Here is a 16,508-nt window from a genome sequence, read left to right as displayed (position 1 = left end):
GGTGCCGCCCCGTCAGCGCCGCCGGCCCGTACCCTTGCCCGACGCCGGGGTCCCGGCCCCGCCCTGGCGGCGCCCCAGGGCGCCCGCAACGTTGCCGCCGGCATTGCCACGGCTGCCAGTGCGGGCACCGGTGCCGGCACGTGGCGGCAGGCCGGTGTTCTGCGTGAGCATGCGGCCCGGCTGCGGCGCACTGCTACGAAAACGCACGTCTCCCTGCGGCTCCTCCGGCTCCTGCGGGCGGCGGCGCAGCGCCACGGCCTTGCCGTCCTTGTTGATGGTGTAGCCCACGCCGGCCCCGCCACCCTTGGGCCCGGTGCTGTTCTTCTTGCGGGCACTTTGGTAGCTGCCGTCGACCAGCGGCTGGAAGGTGGGGATCAGGTGGTGCTTGCCGTTGCCGATCAGGTCGGCCCGGCCCATGCTTTTCAGCGCCTCGCGCAGCAGCGGCCAGTTGTTGGGGTCGTGGTAGCGCAGGAAGGCCTTGTGCAGGCGGCGGCGCTTTTCGCCACGCACCACGTCCACCTGTTCCTCGGCCACGTCGCGCATCTGCCGTCGCACGCGCGTGAGCGGGTTGCGGCCCGAGTGGTACATGGCCGTGGCGCTGGCCATGGGGCTGGGGTAGAAGGCCTGCACCTGGTCGGCGCGAAAGCCGTTCTTCTTGAGCCAGATGGCCAGGTTCAGCATGTCCTCGTCGGTGGTGCCGGGGTGGGCGGCGATGAAGTACGGGATCAGGAACTGTTTCTTGCCCGCCTCTTCGGTGTACTGCTCGAACATCTGCTTGAAGCGGTCATAGTTGCCGATGCCTGGCTTCATCATCTTGGACAGCGGCCCCGCCTCGGTGTGCTCGGGCGCGATCTTGAGGTACCCGCCCACGTGGTGCTGCACCAGCTCCTTCACGTATTCGGGGGACTTCACCGCCAGGTCGTAGCGCAGGCCGGAGCCGATGAGGATCTTCTTGATGCCCGGCAGCTTGCGCGCACGGCGGTAGATGTTGACCAACGGCGCATGGTCCGTGTGCAGGTTCTGGCAGATGCCGGGAAACACGCAGCTGGGCTTGCGGCAGGCGGCTTCGATCTCTGGGCTCTTGCAGCCCAGGCGGTACATGTTGGCCGTGGGGCCGCCCAGGTCGGAGATGGTGCCGGTGAAGCCCTTGACCTTGTCCCGGATGTCCTCCACCTCGGCAATGATGGAATCTTCCGAGCGGCTCTGGATGATGCGTCCCTCGTGCTCGGTGATGGAGCAGAAGGTGCAGCCGCCAAAGCAGCCGCGCATGATGTTGATCGACGCGCGGATCATCTCCCACGCCGGGATCTTGGTCGGCCCCTCGTAGCTGCCCTGCGCGTCCAGGTACTGCGGGTGCGGGTTGCGCGCATACGGCAGGCCGAACACCCAGTCCATCTCGGCCGTGGTGAGCGGGACGGGCGGCGGATTCAGCCACACGTCGCGCGCCGTCGCGCCCTCGCCATGCGCCTGCACCAGCGCGCGGGCGTTGCCGGGGTTGGTCTCCAGGTGCAGCACGCGGTTGGCGTGGGCGTAGAGCACCGGGTCGGCCTTCACCTGCTCGTAGCTGGGCAGGCGGATCACGGTGCGCTCGCGCGGCGGCAGCGCCCGCCCGCTGCGCCCCTTGGAGGGCAGCGCCGGGTTGGGCACGATCTGCACGGTCTGCAAGGGTTTTTGGCCTCCAGCGCTTTGTGGGTCAGCGCTGGCAGCTATTGAATTTGCAGCATCTTCCTGCGAACACGTCTGGCCCTGGGCCGCAGCCTGCTCGCTCGTGGTCATGTAGGGGTTGATCAGCTCATCCACGCGGCCGGGCTCGTCCACCTCGGTGGAGTCGATCTCGAACCATCCGGGCTCGGACGCGCGCCGCACAAAGGCCGTGCCGCGCACGTCGGTGATGGTCTCCACCGGGTCGCGCCGCGCAATGCGGTGGGCCACTTCAACCAGGGCACGCTCGGCGTTGCCGAACAGCAGGATGTCGCACTTGCTGTCCACCACGATGGAGCGGCGCACCTTGTCGCTCCAGTAGTCATAGTGGGCAATGCGGCGCAGGGAGCCTTCGATGCCGCCCAGCACGATGGGCACGTCCTTGTACGCCTCGCGGCAGCGCTGGCTGTAGACCACGGCGGCGCGGTCGGGCCGCTTGCCACCCACGTCGCCGGGCGTGTAGGCGTCGTCGCTGCGGATCTTGCGGTCCGCCGTGTAGCGGTTGATCATCGAATCCATGTTGCCCGCGGTCACGCCCCAGAACAGGTTGGGCTTGCCCAGCACCTTGAACGCGTCGGCGCTCTGCCAGTCCGGCTGCGCGATGATCCCCACGCGAAAGCCCTGCGCCTCCAGCACCCGCCCGATCACCGCCATGCCGAAGCTCGGGTGGTCCACATAGGCATCGCCCGTCACCAACACCACGTCGCAGCTGTCCCAGCCCAGCTGCTCCATCTCGGCACGGCTCATGGGCAGGTACGGCGCCACGCCAAAGCGCTTGGCCCAGTAGGGGCGGTAGCTGGTCAACGGCTTGGCGTTGCGCGGGAAGAAGGAAACATCGATCGGGGCGTTCATGGGCGGGCCTGCAGGGGGGGCCGGGCATTTTAGAAGCCATGCCCCCTTTGCGCCTAACCGCCCCCGCATGGCCCTTGTCGCCGTCGGCCCATGGGGTAAGCTCGGCCGCCCCCATGCCCTACACCCTCAGCGCCCCCGTTCACAGCGAACTCATCATCAAGAAAAGCCGCTTCATCGGCTGCGTGCAGCCCATGGCCGACCGCGCGAGCGCGCAGGCCGTGGTGGATGCGCTGTGGCGCGAACACCCGGGCGCGGCCCATGTGTGCTGGGCGCTGCTGGCGGGCGGCCAGTCCGCCGCGGTAGACAACGGCGAGCCCAGCGGCACCGCCGGGCGGCCCATGCTGGATGTGCTGCGCCACCAGGACCTGGAGGGCGTGCTGGCCACCGTGGTGCGCTATTTCGGCGGGGTGAAGCTGGGCGCGGGTGGCCTGGTGCGCGCCTATACCGATACCGTGGCCCAGGCGCTGCTGCAGGCCGACAAGGTGCCGCTGCAGCGCATGCGCACCCTGGAATGCAGCGTGCCCTACGCCCTGGAAGGACTGCTGCGCCGCATGATCGACGGTGCTGGCGCGCAGTTGCTGCAGGTGCAGCATGGCACGCTGGTCACGCTGCAACTGCGCCTGCCCGAGGCCGAGGCCGAGGCTTTCGTCCACCAGGTGAACGAAGCAGGCCAGGGCCGCGTGGCCTGGGGCGAATCCACGGACTGAAGACCGGGGGCGGGCCGCGCCCACGCAAGCCCAACAATGCCTGCGCGCCTACATGCCGCGCCGGCGCGCGCGGCGACACTGGCGGCCCGCATTGACAAGGAGCCCCCTCCATGAGCCAGCCGCTGGACGTGATCATCCTGGGCGCCGGGTCCGCCGGACTGGCGGCGCTGCGCGAGGTGCGCAAGCGCACCGACCACTGGCGCATCGTGAACGACGGCCCCTGGGGCACCACCTGCGCGCGCGTGGGGTGCATGCCCTCCAAGATGCTCATCGAGGCCGCCAACGCCTACCATGCGCGGCGCGCACTGCACACCTTCGGCATCGAGGGCGCGGATGCGCTGCGGGTGGACCTGCCCGCCGTGCTGCGCCGCGTGCGCGCGCTGCGCGATGACTTCGTGGCCGGCACGCTGGCCGCCACCGACGCGGGCGAGCGCGCCATCAGCGGCCACGCCCGGCTGCTGGACGCGCAGCGCGTGGAAGTGAACGGCCAGGTGTACACCGCGCGGCGCATCATCATCGCCACGGGCTCGCGCCCCATCGTGCCGGAGGACTGGCTGGCTTTTGGTGACCGCATCCTGACCACCGATACGCTGTTCGAGCAACCCACGCTCGGCCCGCGCGTGGCCGTCATCGGGCTGGGGCCGCTGGGGGTGGAAATCGCGCAGGCGCTCGCGCGGCTGGGGGTGGAGGTGATGGCCTTCGCGACGGGCAAGACCGTGGCCGGCCTGAGCGACCCCGCCATCAACGACGCGCTGCTGGCGCGGCTGAAGGACGAATTCATCGTCAACGTGGGCGACAAGGCCGAGCTGCGCGAGGTGGCCGGCGGCATACAGGTCACCAACGGCAGCGCGACCGTGGTGGTGGACCAGGTGGTGGCCGCCATGGGCCGGCGCCCGAATCTGGAGCACCTGGGGCTGGACACGCTGGGCGTGGCGCTGGACGACAAGGGCCGCCCGCCCATCGATCCGTGCACCCTGCAGGTGAGCGATCTGCCCGTCTTCATCGCGGGCGATGCCGATGGCGACCGCCCCCTGCTGCATGAGGCCGCGGACGAGGGCCACATTGCGGGGTTGAACGCCCTGGCGCCCACGCCGCGCGGCTTCGCCCGGCGCACGCCGCTGGCCATCACCTTCAGCCAGCCCCATGCAGCCGTGGTGGGACAGCGCCATGCCGATCTGCCCCAGGGGCAATGGGTGGTGGGCACGGTGGACTTTGCACGCCAGGGCCGCGCGCGCGTGGCGCAGTGCAACCACGGGCGCCTGAACGTGTACGCCGAACACGGCAGCGGCCGCCTGCTGGGCGCCGAGCTGTGCACGCCAGCGGGCGAACACATGGCTCACCTGCTGGCGCTGGCCGTCGAGCAGCGGCTGACGGTGCACGACCTGCTGCGCATGCCCTTCTACCATCCGGTGCTGGAGGAAGGCCTGCGCACGGCGCTGCGCGACGCGGCCTCGCGCCTGCCCAAGGCCAGCGATTCCGACCTCGCCGCCTGCGAGGCCTACGGCGCGAGCGCGCTGGACTGATACAAAAACAATAGCTGGCTGCGCTTGCCAGGATGGATTTTCAGCACCAAAACAGCTTGAAATTCTTACGTATCAAGCGCCAACAGCTATGTTTATAGAAGCACCCTTGAATCCGCGGTGAACTGGCCGATAACAAGAGGTACACCGGAGATCACCATGGACGTCGCCCTCACCCAATCCATCGTCAGCACCGCCAGCGCCCTCGCCAGCCGCGAGACGGCCGATGCCGTCCAGGTCACCGTGCTGAAGAAGGCCCTGGATACGCAGGAAACGGCCGCCGCCACCCTGCTCGCCGCCCTGCCCCAGCCGCCGCTGGCGACCGAAGGCCCGCTGGGCACGCAGCTCAACACCTACGCCTGACGCGCACGGCGCGCTGGCTTTTTTCGGCGGCTCAGGGCAGCTTCAGCTCTGGCCTTGCTCAGCGCAGCCGCGCAGGCGACAGGCCCGCCACGTCCACACCCTCGCGCGCCAACTCGGGGGCCAGCGGCTCGCCCAGTGCCAACTGCCGCGTCAGCAGCGCCGCGCCCGCCGCGCTCTGGATGCCATAGCCGCCTTGCGCGGCCAGCCAGAAGAAGCCGGGTACATGGTTGTCCCGGCCAATGACCAGGTCGCCATCGGCCACGAACGAGCGCAACCCCGCCCAGGTGTGCGAGGGGCGGCGGATCTGAAAGCACGTCACCTGCTCGATGCGGTGGATACCCAGCGCCACGTCCAGTTCCTCAGGCACCACGTCGTGCGGCGCCACGGCATCGGCATTGGCGGGGGAGCCCAGCATCTGCCCCGCGTCGGGCTTGAAATAGTAGTCCTCCGCAATGCCGATGACAGCCGGCCAGTGGGCCGCTTGCATGCCGGCCGGCACGGGGAAGGTAAAGGCCGTGCGCCGGCGCGGCTCCAGCCCGATGGGCGGCACGCCCGCCTGGGCTGCCACCACGTCGGCCCAGGCGCCTGCGGCATTGACCACGGCGCGCGCGTGCAGCACCTCGCCATCGGCCAGGGTGATGTGCCAGCCCTCCTCGCCCCGCTGCAGGGCCGTCACCTCGGCATGGGTGCGGATCTCGCCGCCACGCTGGCGCAGGCCGCGCAGGTAGCCCTGGTGCAGCGCATGCACGTCGATGTCGGCGGCGCCGGGCTCGCTCATGCCCGCGGCCACGGCCTCGGGGCGCAGGCACGGGGCCTGCTCCAGCAGCTCCTCGCGCGTCAGGCGGCGCACCTGCGGGTTGCGCGGCAGCGCCTCGGCGTAGGCGGCTTCCAGCAGGTCGAGCTGGTCGGGCCCCGCCAGGTACACCACGCCGCGCGGCGTGAGGATGGGGGCGCTGCCGAATTCGGGCGGCGGCGCATCGTAGAACGCGCGGCTGGCCCGTGTGAGTGCGCAGATGTTGGGCGTGCCATAGGTGGCCGAGTACAGCGCAGCCGACCGGCCGGTGGTGTGGTAGCCGGGCTGGGCCTCGCGCTCCAGCAGCAGCACGCGGCGGTGCGCGGCCAGTTCCCAACCGGCGGAGGCGCCGGCAATGCCCGCGCCGATGATCACAAAGTCATAGGGTTGCATGAGTTCCCTCGCCAATCACTGTCAGACCGCCGACGCCTGCTCCGCGGTACCGCGTGCGCCCAGCCGCGGCACGCCGCGCGCGTCATCGGGGTCCGGCGCGTGGGTGACGATGGAGGTGAGCGCGGGTTGCACCGGCCCCAGCCGGGCCAGGTCGGGCCGCGGGCGCTGCAGGCCATCGATGCGGGCAAAGGCTTGCTCCAGCCCCAGGCCGATGGACAGTAGGCGATGGTCGTCGCGAAAGCGCCCCACCACCTGCAGGCCGAACGGCATGCCGGCCGTGTCGCGCCCGCAGGGCACGCTGAGCGCGGGGTGCGTGGTCAGCGTGGTCACATAGGTCAGTGCCAGCCAGCGGTAGTAGTTGGCCTGGGGTTCACCGTTGATATGGCTGGCGTACAGCGCGGTCCACGGGAAGGGCGAGACCGGCGTGGTGGGTGCCAGGATCACGTCGAAGTTGGCAAACGCCTCCTGGAAGCGCGCCAGGATGCGCGTCTGCTCGGCCTGTGCCCAGGCGCTGTCCAGCAGCGACATGGCCGCACCCATCTCGTAGTTGGCGCGCGTGTTGGGCCCCAGGCTGGCGGGGTCGCGCTCGTAGGCCTCGCGCATGCCGGCCACGAAGCTCTCGGCCCGCAGCACGTCGAAGCAGCGGTGCACGTCGCCCAGTTCCAGCCGGACTTCCTCGCAGGAGCGGAACAGGTGGCGCATGGCGCCGATCTTGGCGCGGAACACCGCGCGGATGCCGTCGTCCACCGCGCAGGCGCCGAAGTCTTCGGTGTAGCCCACGCGCAGGCCGCCCAGGTCGGCCGGCTCCAGGTGCAGGAAGCTGTGGGGGTCCAGGGGGTAGGTCAGCGGGTCGCCCGCCGACAGGCCGGCCGATGCGGCCAGCTGCAGGCAGGCCTCGGCCATCGTGCGGCCCATGGGGCCGACCACGGAGATCGGCGTCCAGCCCAACAGCTTGCGCGAGCTGGGCACCACGCCGGGCGACGGCCGAAAACCCACCACGCCGCACTTGGCCGCGGGGATGCGCAGCGAGCCGCCCGTGTCCGAGCCCGTGCACACCGGCAACATGTCACAGGCCAGCGCCGCGGCCGACCCGCCGGACGAGCCGCCCGCGTTCAGGCGCGGATCGAACGGGTTACCCGTAGCGCCCCAGACCACGTTGCGCGAATTGGCGCCCGCGCCCATCTCGGGAATATTGGTCTTGCCCGTGACGATGGCGCCGGCCGCGCGCAGGCGCGCCACCAGCACGTTGTCCTGCGCAGGGATGTTCTCGCGGTAGATGGGCGAGCCGTAGGTGGTCAGCAGGCCGGCGGTGGCCTCCAGATCCTTCACGCCCATGGGCAGCCCGTGCAGCAGGCCGAGGGGCTCGCCGGCGCGCACCGCCCGCTCGGCGGCATGCGCCTCGGCGCGGGCGCGGTCGTAGCAGGTGGCGGTGACGGCGTTCACATAGGGGTTCACCGCCTCGATGCGGTCGATGCAGGCTTGCAGCAGCTCGACGGGCGAGATTTCGCCCGTGCCGATGCGGTGGCGCAGTTCATTGGCGGACAGTTCCACCAGCGTGGGATCAGCAGTCATGGTCGTGAAGAAGGTCCAGGGGCCATTGTGGATGAGCCGCGCCTCAGTCGGCGGTGATGCCCGCGCGCTGCGCAATGGCACGCATCAGCGGCAGCTCCCGCTCGATCAGCGCGGCCAGCTCGGCCGACGAGGCGAATGCGGGCTCAAAGCCCAGCGCGAGCAGGCGCTCGCGCGTGTCCGGGTCGGCCACGACCTCGGCCAGCGTCTTCTCCAGCCGCGTCTTTACCGCGGCAGGCAGGCCTGCGGGCGCCACCAGGGCCAGCCAGGTGTCCATGTTCAGGCCGGGGTAACCGCTCTCGGCCAGCGAGGGTACCTGGGGCAGCAGGGTCGAGCGCTTCTCGGTGGTGACGGCAATCGCCTTGACCTTGCCCTCCTTGAGCTGGGGCAGCGCGGCCGACACCGTGTCCACGGTGAACGGAATCTGCCCGCCGATCAGGTCCACCATGGCCGGCGCGCTACCCTTGTAGGGCACATGCTGGATCTTCAGGCCCGCGGCATGAAAGAACATCTCGCCCGCGAACTGCGAGGTCGTGCCCGCGCCGAATGAGCCGTAGGAATACTTGTCGGGCGCGGCCTTCACGGCGCTGACGAATTGCTTCACGTCGTTGACCGGCACGCTCTTGCTGGCCAGCAGGATCAGCCCCGTGCGCCCGGTGATGCCGATGGGATCGAAGCTCTTGACGGGGTCATACGGCAGCCGGGGCCGCACCGCCGGGTTCACCGTGAAGGTGGTGCCTGAGCTCAGCAGCAGCGTGTAGCCGTCCGGCGCGGCCTTGGCCACGTAGCTCGCGCCAATCACCGTGCCCGCGCCGGCGCGGTTGTCGATGACCACGCTTTGCCCCAGCTTGTCGCCGAGCTTCTTGCCGATCAAGCGGCCCAGCACGTCGGTGGCTCCACCCGCGGGGAATGGAATCACCAGCGTGATGGGCCGGGAGGGAAACGCCTCCTGCGCATGCGCGGGGGCGAAAGCGGCGGCGCCCAGTGCGCAGGCCAGCATGGACAACATCGTCTTGCGGTTCATGGCGTTCTCTCCAGTCAAGCCAGTCAAAAAACAGATCCTTTCGCGGGGCCAGGACTCGGCGAAGGCGCGTCAACCCAGGGCCCGGCCACGTTCCTCGAAGCGCGCGTAGGCCTCGGGCGGCACGTACAGCCCGCCGGTGGTCCACACCAGGTGCGTGGCCTGCGCCAGGTGGGGCCACAGCCCTTGCGCGTGCAGCCAGGTGCGGCCCGTCTCGGTGCCCGTCAGGAAACCGGGGCCGCTCAGGCCCGCCGCTGCGGACGGCTCGATGCGCTCGCCCGTGGCATCCAGCACCTGTACCAGTTGGCGAAACAGGGTGTCGTCGCACACGGTGAAGCAGCCCGACAGCAGCGGCTCCATCAGCTCGGCCGCGGGCAGGGACGCGCGTGGCACGGCCAGGCCGTCGGCTTCCGTCCGGTTGGTGAGGCCCCAGTCGTACACCGAGGGGTGTGCGCCCTGTCCGGCCATCATTTGCACCATGAAACACGGCGACTGCACGGGCTCCGCGAAGAAGCAGTGCACATGCGCCCCCAGCACCTGCCGCAGGCCGAAGGTGATGCCCGCCGGCGCCCCCCCACCCCGCAGGGCAGGTAGACGAACAGGGGGTGCTGCGCGTCCACGGCGATGCCCGCGTCCTGCAACTGCTGGCGCAGGTGTAGCGCCGCGGCGCTGTAACCCAGCAGCAGCGACAGCGAGCGTTCGTCGTCCACGAAATGGCTGAACGGGTCCTGCGCCGCCTGCGCACGCCCCGCGGCCACAGCGCCCTCGTAGTCACCCGCGTGCTCCACCACCTGCACGCCGCGCTGGCGCAGACGCTGCTTCTTCCATTCCTTGGCATCGGCCGACATGTGCACCACGGCACGAAAGCCCAGCGCCGATGCCGCCACGCCGATGCTCAGGCCCAGGTTGCCCGTGGAGCCTACGGCCACGGTGTAGCGCGCAAACACGGCGCGCGCAGCGGGGTTTGCCAGGGCGCGGTAGTCGTCGGCACCGGACTGCGGCGTCAGCAGGCCGTGCTGCAGTGCCAGGTGCTCGGCCAGCTCCAGCACTTCATGGATGCCTCCGCGTGCCTTGATGGACCCGGCCACGGGCAACCGGTGGTCCGCCTTGATCCACAGCGCGCCCTGGCCCGCGACGAGCCCCGCCGCGGCATGCAGGCTGGATGCGGGTAACAGGGGCGACTCGATCACGCCACCCGTCGCCTGCAACTCGGGGAACACGCCCTCCAGCAGCGGCGCAAAGCGCGCGAAGCGTGCCGCTGCCTTCTCCGTATCATCCAAACTAATGTGATCACCGGCCACGGCCTGCCGGGCGGCGGGTATGGGCTGCCTGTGCGGGTTGAGCCATAGGCAGGGCTCGGCGCGGCGCAGTTGTGCAGCCGGGGCGTCGTCCTGCAAGTGGTACTGTGGGGAAACAACGGAGGGCATGGGCTGCGGTCGGTGGAAGGTGGGTATAGACGGCATTCTTGGCATGCCCCGGCACCGGTACAACGCATTTATATTGACGAGTGCATTAGTTTGAATAATGAATTCACGGCTTTTTCCTTCCCTGCTCGCGTGGCTGCGCTGCTTTGAAGCAGCCGCACGCCACGGCAGCTTCACGCGCGCGGCGGCGGAGTTGTGCATTACCCAGGGCGCGGTGAGCCAGCAAGTCAAGCAACTGGAAACCTGGCTGGGGCGCCCCCTCTTCGTGCGCACGCCCCGCACCCTCATGCCCACGCCCGAGGGCAAGTGGCTGGCCGTGGTGCTGCGTGAGAGCTTCGGCGCCATCGAGGACGCCCTGTCGCAGATGCGTGTGACCGACGATACGCCGGTGGCCACGCTGAGCTGCTCCCCCTCGTTTGCCATGCAGTGGCTCACGCCGCGGCTGGGGGATTTCTTTCGTGAGCACCCGGACGTGGGCCTGCGCGTGTTTGGCGAGTTCCACCGGCTGGACCGCACCCGCATGGTGCGCGACGGGGTCGAGGCGGCAGTGCGCTTCGACCTGGGCGGCTACACCGACCTGCGCGCCAGCGTGTTCCTGGATGAGTGGCTGATTCCCGTGGCCAGCCCCGCCTTCCTGGCCGCCCATCCTGACCTGCAGTCACCCTCGCAATTGCGCGGTGAATGGCTGCTGCACGACAGCAGTGCCTGGGAGGGAGCCGAGCCGTTCGAGGAATGGCAACACTGGTGCGCCTGCACGGACACAGCGCCGCCCGCCTGGGGCGCCGGGCAGCAGTTCAACCTGTCGCAATTGGCGCTGAGCGCCGCCCTGGCGGGCCAAGGCATTGCCATCGGGCGCGCGGCCCTCGTGCTGGAAGACGTACGGCACGGGCGGCTGGTACCGCTGTTCGGGTGCAGCGTGCGCTCGCGGGCGTCGTACTCTTTCGTCACCACGGCGCATCCCAGCCCGCCGATGCTGCTGGTCAAGGAATGGCTGGCGCTGCAGGCACAGCGCTTTGCGGAGTTGCGCGGGGCTCTGCTGCCGTTTCCCGCTTGAAAAAAGGAACTTATAAAGCGCTTTTTAATAAAAAAGCGTATAAAGGATGGCATGACGCATTCGTTGATCACCACATTGGCAGAAGTGCGCAAAGCCCGGCGCATCACGCAGGCCGATCTGGCCGCACAAGCCGGCCTGTCGCGCATGGCCGTGCAACGCACCGAGACGGGGGACGTGGACCCGCGCTTTTCCACCCTGGCCGAGATGGCCCGCGTGCTCGGCATGGAACTGATTGCAGTGCCGGCCGAACTGGGCCCCGCGCTGCAGGCCTTCATCCAGTCGGGGGGCAAGTTCCTGGGCCAGCCCTCGGGGGCGGATGCGCCCCCCTCGGTGGTGGAGAGCCTGGGTCGCTGATCAAGACGCACGATGAGCACTGCTATCCGCTACCTGCGCCTGTACCTGCACCGCCCAGCGGCCCAGGGGGGCGGGCGGCGCGGCATCGGCTACCTGTCCCAGTACGGCGACATCCTGCGCGTGTCCTTCGATGAGGACTACATCGCCGACCCGCAGCGCCCCACCCTGTCGCTGAGCTACCGCGGCGCGAACGAGGCGGACACGCAGCAGATCCTGCGCTCGGCGCGTGACGCCCGCTTGGTGCGCACCGACGGGCGTTGGCCGGCGTACTTCCAGAACCTGCTGCCCGAGGGCCACAACCGCGACCGCCTGGCGCGCGAACGCGGCTGCGCGCCCGACGACGAATTCGAGCTGCTGGCCGCCGCCGGCCACGACCTGATGGGCGCGCTGGAGGTCGAACCCGTGCCCGCCCAGGAGGGCGTGCCCGACGTGGTGCGCTACTGGCACACCACGCAGGGCCTGGACGTGCTGGAGCCCGGGTTTGTCGAATACCCGGTGGAAGACGCCGCCTCACTGCCCGGTGTGGTCACCAAGTTCAGCGCCGTGCAGGACGGGCGCCGCTACCTCGTCAAGCGCCGCGGCGCCGCCGGCAGCGTGATCCTCAAGCTGCCCACCACCGCCCACCCGGACCTGGTGGCCAACGAGTTCACCTGCTACCAGCTGGCCGGTAGCCTGGGCCTGCATTGCGCCCAGGCGCGCATCATCACCCGCGCCGAGGCCGAGCTGCCCGAGGCCGTGCCGTTCGACGACATCCTGGCCGTGCAACGCTTCGACCATCTGGCCGACGGCACCCGCGTGCACATGGAGGAGTTCAACCAGGCCCTGGGCTACGCGCCGCGCCAGAAGTACGGCAAGGGCCTGTTGCAGGACTGGGCCACCATGCTGCGCGTGGTCGATCGCCTGAGCGACCAGCCGGTGCAGGACACCCGCGAGTTCCTGGCGCGCATGGTGGCGTTCATCCTCATGGGCAACACCGACGCTCACCTGAAGAACTGGGCACTGGTCTACCCCGACGGGCACACGCCGCGCCTGGCGCCGCTGTACGACCCGGTGTGCGTGGCTGCGTTCTTCGAGGGAGCGACCGAGCACCAGTACGCGGTGAATCGCGCCATCGACCGCAGCATGCGCGCGCTGGACTGGGACGCACTGCAGGCCCTCATCAAGACCGCCGGCCTGTTGCGCATACCGCGCCACCTGGCACTGCTGCGGGACCTGGTACGCCGCGCGCAGGCCGACTGGCCCGCACTGCTGGCTGACGCCCCCTCCACGCTGCAGCGCACCGTGCAGGCGCGGCTGGCGGGTGGCGTCGCACTCACGCACCCATAACAGTCGGGCCCGGTCCAGCCGGGTGCGGCAGCCGCCCCCGTCGGTGAAAAGCCTGTGGGGCCACGCCCCGCAGCAGCTCGGTGCCCGACAGCCTTTGCCACAGGGTGCTGCCTAGATGGACGTGCAAACCGGTGCCTGCCCCGAGTCTGGCCACCATCGTCAGTCACAGCCATGAGGCGGCGGCGACCGCGCCTTCATTGGCCAAGGGATAAGCCGCGCGCCGCCGCAGCCCTCAGCGGCTCTGCATCCATCCAGCAGCCTCATCCATCAAATGCCCGCGAAACACTTCGGCAATGGGCGACAGCCGCTTGCCCTTGGGCCAGACCAGGTGCCACTGCGATTGGATGGGAAAACCCTGCACGTTCAGAATGGCCAGGCCATCGAGGTGCGGACCCAGCGCGTGTCGCGAAACGATGGAAACGCCCAGCTGCCCTTGCACCGACTCCTTGATGGCCTCGTTGCTGCCCAGCTCCAGTACCGCAGCGGGCGCAAAGCCCAACTGGCGCAGATGGGCGTCCGTCGCCATTCGTGTGCCTGAGCCTTTCTCGCGCAGGATGAACCGCTCGCTCTGCAACTGCGGCAAGGCCACCCGTTTCTTGGCGGCCAGCCGGTGCCCCGCGGGAGCGATGACCACCAGCGGGTTGGGCATGAGCACATGGTCCTCCAGCGGCAAATCGCCCGGCGGCATGGACATCACGTAAAGGTCGTCCTGGTTGGCACGCAGACGGGTGATGACATGGTCGCGGTTGAGCACTTCCAGCGAAATGTCGATCTGTGGGTGCAGCTTGCAAAAGCTGCCCAGCAGGCGGGGAACGAAGTACTTGGCGGTGCTCACCACCGCCACCTTGAGCCGGCCGCTGGTCAGGCCCTTGGCGCCCGAAATGCCCTGCTCAAACGCATCCCACTCGCTGGCGATGGCGCGGGCGGTGCGGGCCAGGGCCTGGCCCGCCTCGGTCAGGTACACGCGGCGCGACACCACCTCGTACAGCGGCACGCCCACCGCTTGCGCTACCTCGCGCAACTGCATCGAAGCCGTGGGCTGGGTCACGTGCATGAGCTTGGCGGCGGCGCTCACGCTGCCGGTCTCGGCCAGCGCAAGAAACAGGCGCAGTTGGCGAAAAGTGATATTCATAGATTTTTATCTATAGATAACCGCATTCGAATCGATTTTACTTTGCCCCCTGCCCTCTCTAGCATCGCCTCCCATCACCCATGTGGAGTTGAAGAATGCAAAGTTTGCTGGACCCTGCCGTCCTTTTTTTTGCGCTGGGCGCTTTTGCGGGCCTGGTGCGGTCCAACCTGGAGATGCCTGCGGCCATCTCGAAGTTCTTGTCGATTTACCTGCTCACGGCGCTGGGCCTGAAGGGCGGCTTTGCGCTGGCGGCCTCGGGCTTCACGGCCAGCGTGGCCAGCAGCCTGGGGCTGGCGGTGCTGCTGGCCGTGGTGGTGCCCCTGGTGGGTTACGCGCTGCTGCGACGGGTGCTGTCGGGCTTCAACGCGGCGGCCGTGGCGGCCACGTACGGATCGGTCAGCGCAGTGACATTCGTGACCGCCACGCAGTACCTGGAATCGCAATCCATCTCCTACGGCGGCTACATGGCCGCGGCCATGGCGCTGATGGAGTCGCCCGCCATCCTCCTGGCCGTGATGCTGGCCAATGCGCTGCGCCAGCGCCAGGCGGTGCCCGCAGCTGCTGCGCCCGTGCTGGCCGTTTCTCCTTCAGGCGCCGCGGCCCTGGCCGGCCCCGGCGGGCTGGGTGCCGCGGGCCCCACCCCAGCGGGCAAGGCCGGTCCGGCCTTGTCGGTGGGGAAGATCCTGCGCGAATCGTTCACCGATGGCACCCAGCTGCTGTTGCTGGGCGCCATGCTCATCGGCCTTGTCACGGGCGAGGCAGGCAAGGCTGCCATGCAGCCGTTTTCGGGTGACCTGTTCAAGGGCATGCTCTGCCTGTTCCTGCTGGACATGGGCCTGTCTGCCGCGCGCAATCTGCCCGCCGTGCGCAAACAGTCGCCCTGGCTGTTGGCCTACGCAGTGTGGGGTCCGCTGGTGCATGCCAGCGTGGCGGTCGGCCTGGCGTGGCTTGCCCAGGTGCCCGCGGGCGACGCCGTGCTGCTGATGGTGCTGGCCGCCAGTGCGTCGTATATCGCCGTGCCCGCCGTGGTGCGCTATGCGATACCCGAGGCAGATCCTTCGCTGTACGTCAGCCTGTCGCTGGGTGTGACGTTTCCGCTCAACATCCTGCTGGGCATCCCGCTGTATACGCAGGTGGTGTTGCAGTTGTGGGGTGGTTAACGGCTTGGGCACCAAAGCGCATTGCCCCAGCGGTGGCATCCGCTGCCGGGCATATGCCACCCATTTTGCTATCAATAAAGTAGCTTCAACCGCTTATCCAACCCGCGCCAGCTCGTCTTTCCACTCAAAACTTTCGGCCCCTGCCGAGCGCAGCAGGGCGGCTGCCGCGTCGGCTTTCATCGCGAGGGCGCAGCCCAAGGCGGTGTTGCCTTGCAGGTCGGCCGCGCGCGGGTTGGCGCCGCGTGACAGCAGCAGCTCGACCACGGCCGGGTGGTTGAACAGGGCGGCGAACATCAGCGGCGTACGGCCATCGGGCGAAGGCCCGTCCACGGCCGCACCACCGTCCAGCAGCAGGCGCACCATGTCCACGTCGCCCTTGAAGGCGGCGCCGGCCAGCGGCGTCTGCCCGCGGCCGTTCACCAGCCCCGCGTCGGCTCCGCGCGCCAGCAACAGCCGCGCGGCCTCGGCATGGCCGTGGTAGCTGGCCAGCATCAGCAGGCTGTCGCCCTGGGCATTGCGCAGGTCGGGCGGCAGGCCGTTGTCCAGCCACAGCGCCAGACGCGCGGCGTCGCCCTGGCGCGCGGCGTCGAACACCTTCTCGGCAAAGGCCAGGGTGGCTTCATCCAGGGCGGGGCGTTCGGGCGTGGCGGTCATGGGGTTCTCCAGCGTCAAGGTGTGAGCCATTGTAGGAACCGGCACCCTGCCCCGCCGCGCATTTGCGCTATGGCTTCGATAGCTTGACAGGCCGCACGGGTCAATGCCCCGTGGCCTTGGAGAGCAGCTGGATCACCAGCACGCCGCCCACGATCATGGCCATGCCGACGACGGCCGGCAGGTCCAGCTTCTGCCCATAGAGCAGCCAGCCGACCAGCGATATCAGCACGATGCCCAGCCCCGACCACACGGCGTACACCACGCCCGTGGCCATGTGGTTCATCACCTTGGAGACGAGGTAGAACGCCACGCAGTAGCCCAGCACCGCCAGCGCGCTGGGCCCCAGCCGCGTGAGCCCCTGCGAGGACTTGAGCGCCGAGGTGGCCACCACCTCCGCCACGATGGAGATGCCGAGCAGAAGGTACGGATGCATGGGTAAGAAAGTGCGGTGCGTGCGAGATTTATCAAAATGATAGCTGCTCGCG

General features: G+C 69.1%; 14 protein-coding genes and 1 pseudogene. 7 read left to right on the top strand and 8 right to left on the bottom strand.

The annotated features are described in order from the left end of the window. Positions 1-12: 12 nt before the first annotated feature. Positions 13-2,553, bottom strand: a complete 2,541-nt coding sequence (locus OX89_RS08770; protein WP_047350334.1) for a YgiQ family radical SAM protein — start codon at positions 2,551-2,553, stop codon at positions 13-15. 113 nt (positions 2,554-2,666) lie between these two features. Between OX89_RS08770 and OX89_RS08765 the strand changes: the two genes are divergently transcribed. From OX89_RS08765 to OX89_RS08755, 3 genes are all read left to right on the top strand, one after another. Continuing rightward, complete coding sequence (locus OX89_RS08765; RefSeq protein ID WP_047350333.1) at positions 2,667-3,260, top strand: YigZ family protein; 594 nt, start codon at positions 2,667-2,669, stop codon at positions 3,258-3,260. Between the two features lie 110 nt (positions 3,261-3,370). Next, complete coding sequence (locus OX89_RS08760) at positions 3,371-4,783, top strand: dihydrolipoyl dehydrogenase (RefSeq protein WP_047350332.1); 1,413 nt, start codon at positions 3,371-3,373, stop codon at positions 4,781-4,783. 156 nt (positions 4,784-4,939) lie between these two features. Next, positions 4,940-5,143 carry a YjfB family protein gene (locus tag OX89_RS08755; protein WP_047350331.1) on the top strand — a complete coding sequence of 68 codons (204 nt, stop codon included), beginning with the start codon at positions 4,940-4,942 and terminating at the stop codon, positions 5,141-5,143. Between the two features lie 58 nt (positions 5,144-5,201). On the opposite strand, the gene OX89_RS08750 is transcribed toward OX89_RS08755, so the two are convergent. The 4 genes and pseudogenes from OX89_RS08750 to OX89_RS08735 form a co-directional block, all read right to left on the bottom strand. Next, positions 5,202-6,329, bottom strand: coding sequence for an FAD-binding oxidoreductase (locus OX89_RS08750; RefSeq protein ID WP_047350330.1), 1,128 nt, complete (start codon positions 6,327-6,329; stop codon positions 5,202-5,204). Positions 6,330-6,350: 21 nt separating this feature from the next. Continuing rightward, positions 6,351-7,901, bottom strand: a complete 1,551-nt coding sequence (locus tag OX89_RS08745) for an amidase (protein ID WP_047350329.1) — start codon at positions 7,899-7,901, stop codon at positions 6,351-6,353. A gap of 43 nt (positions 7,902-7,944) precedes the next feature. Beyond that, positions 7,945-8,922, bottom strand: coding sequence for a tripartite tricarboxylate transporter substrate binding protein (locus OX89_RS08740; protein ID WP_015913179.1), 978 nt, complete (start codon positions 8,920-8,922; stop codon positions 7,945-7,947). A gap of 69 nt (positions 8,923-8,991) precedes the next feature. Continuing rightward, a pseudogene (locus tag OX89_RS08735) lies at positions 8,992-10,346 on the bottom strand (D-serine ammonia-lyase). A gap of 97 nt (positions 10,347-10,443) precedes the next feature. Between OX89_RS08735 and OX89_RS08730 the strand changes: the two are divergent. Genes OX89_RS08730 through OX89_RS08720 form a run of 3 tightly spaced genes read left to right on the top strand, consistent with a single transcriptional unit; the run spans position 10,444 to position 13,077 of the window. Further along, positions 10,444-11,397 carry a LysR family transcriptional regulator gene (locus OX89_RS08730; protein WP_047350328.1) on the top strand — a complete coding sequence of 318 codons (954 nt, stop codon included), beginning with the start codon at positions 10,444-10,446 and terminating at the stop codon, positions 11,395-11,397. 12 nt (positions 11,398-11,409) lie between these two features. Beyond that, complete coding sequence (locus OX89_RS08725) at positions 11,410-11,751, top strand: helix-turn-helix transcriptional regulator (RefSeq protein ID WP_348639067.1); 342 nt, start codon at positions 11,410-11,412, stop codon at positions 11,749-11,751. Between the two features lie 12 nt (positions 11,752-11,763). Continuing rightward, a complete protein-coding gene (locus OX89_RS08720; RefSeq protein ID WP_047350327.1) occupies positions 11,764-13,077 on the top strand; it encodes a type II toxin-antitoxin system HipA family toxin in 1,314 nt (437 codons plus the stop codon). A gap of 232 nt (positions 13,078-13,309) precedes the next feature. On the opposite strand, the gene OX89_RS08715 is transcribed toward OX89_RS08720, so the two are convergent. Further along, positions 13,310-14,209, bottom strand: coding sequence for a LysR family transcriptional regulator (locus OX89_RS08715; protein WP_015913175.1), 900 nt, complete (start codon positions 14,207-14,209; stop codon positions 13,310-13,312). 95 nt (positions 14,210-14,304) lie between these two features. Here OX89_RS08715 and OX89_RS08710 point away from each other — a divergent pair, with 95 nt between their 5' ends. Continuing rightward, positions 14,305-15,369 (top strand): sodium-dependent bicarbonate transport family permease, encoded by a 1,065-nt coding sequence (locus OX89_RS08710; protein ID WP_047350326.1) that lies wholly within the window; start codon positions 14,305-14,307, stop codon positions 15,367-15,369. Positions 15,370-15,462: 93 nt separating this feature from the next. On the opposite strand, the gene OX89_RS08705 is transcribed toward OX89_RS08710, so the two are convergent. Together OX89_RS08705 and OX89_RS08700 are read right to left on the bottom strand one after the other, a co-directional pair. Next, positions 15,463-16,053, bottom strand: coding sequence for an ankyrin repeat domain-containing protein (locus OX89_RS08705; RefSeq protein WP_047350325.1), 591 nt, complete (start codon positions 16,051-16,053; stop codon positions 15,463-15,465). Between the two features lie 70 nt (positions 16,054-16,123). Next, positions 16,124-16,456 carry an SMR family transporter gene (locus tag OX89_RS08700; RefSeq protein WP_047350324.1) on the bottom strand — a complete coding sequence of 111 codons (333 nt, stop codon included), beginning with the start codon at positions 16,454-16,456 and terminating at the stop codon, positions 16,124-16,126. Between the last annotated feature and the right edge of the window lie 52 nt (positions 16,457-16,508).

It is taken from the genome of Diaphorobacter sp. J5-51 (assembly GCF_001023515.1).
GTDB lineage: Bacteria > Pseudomonadota > Gammaproteobacteria > Burkholderiales > Burkholderiaceae_C > Diaphorobacter > Diaphorobacter nitroreducens.
The sequence above is the reverse complement of the archived record's forward strand: the minus strand, read 5'-3'. Positions and strand labels throughout refer to the sequence as shown.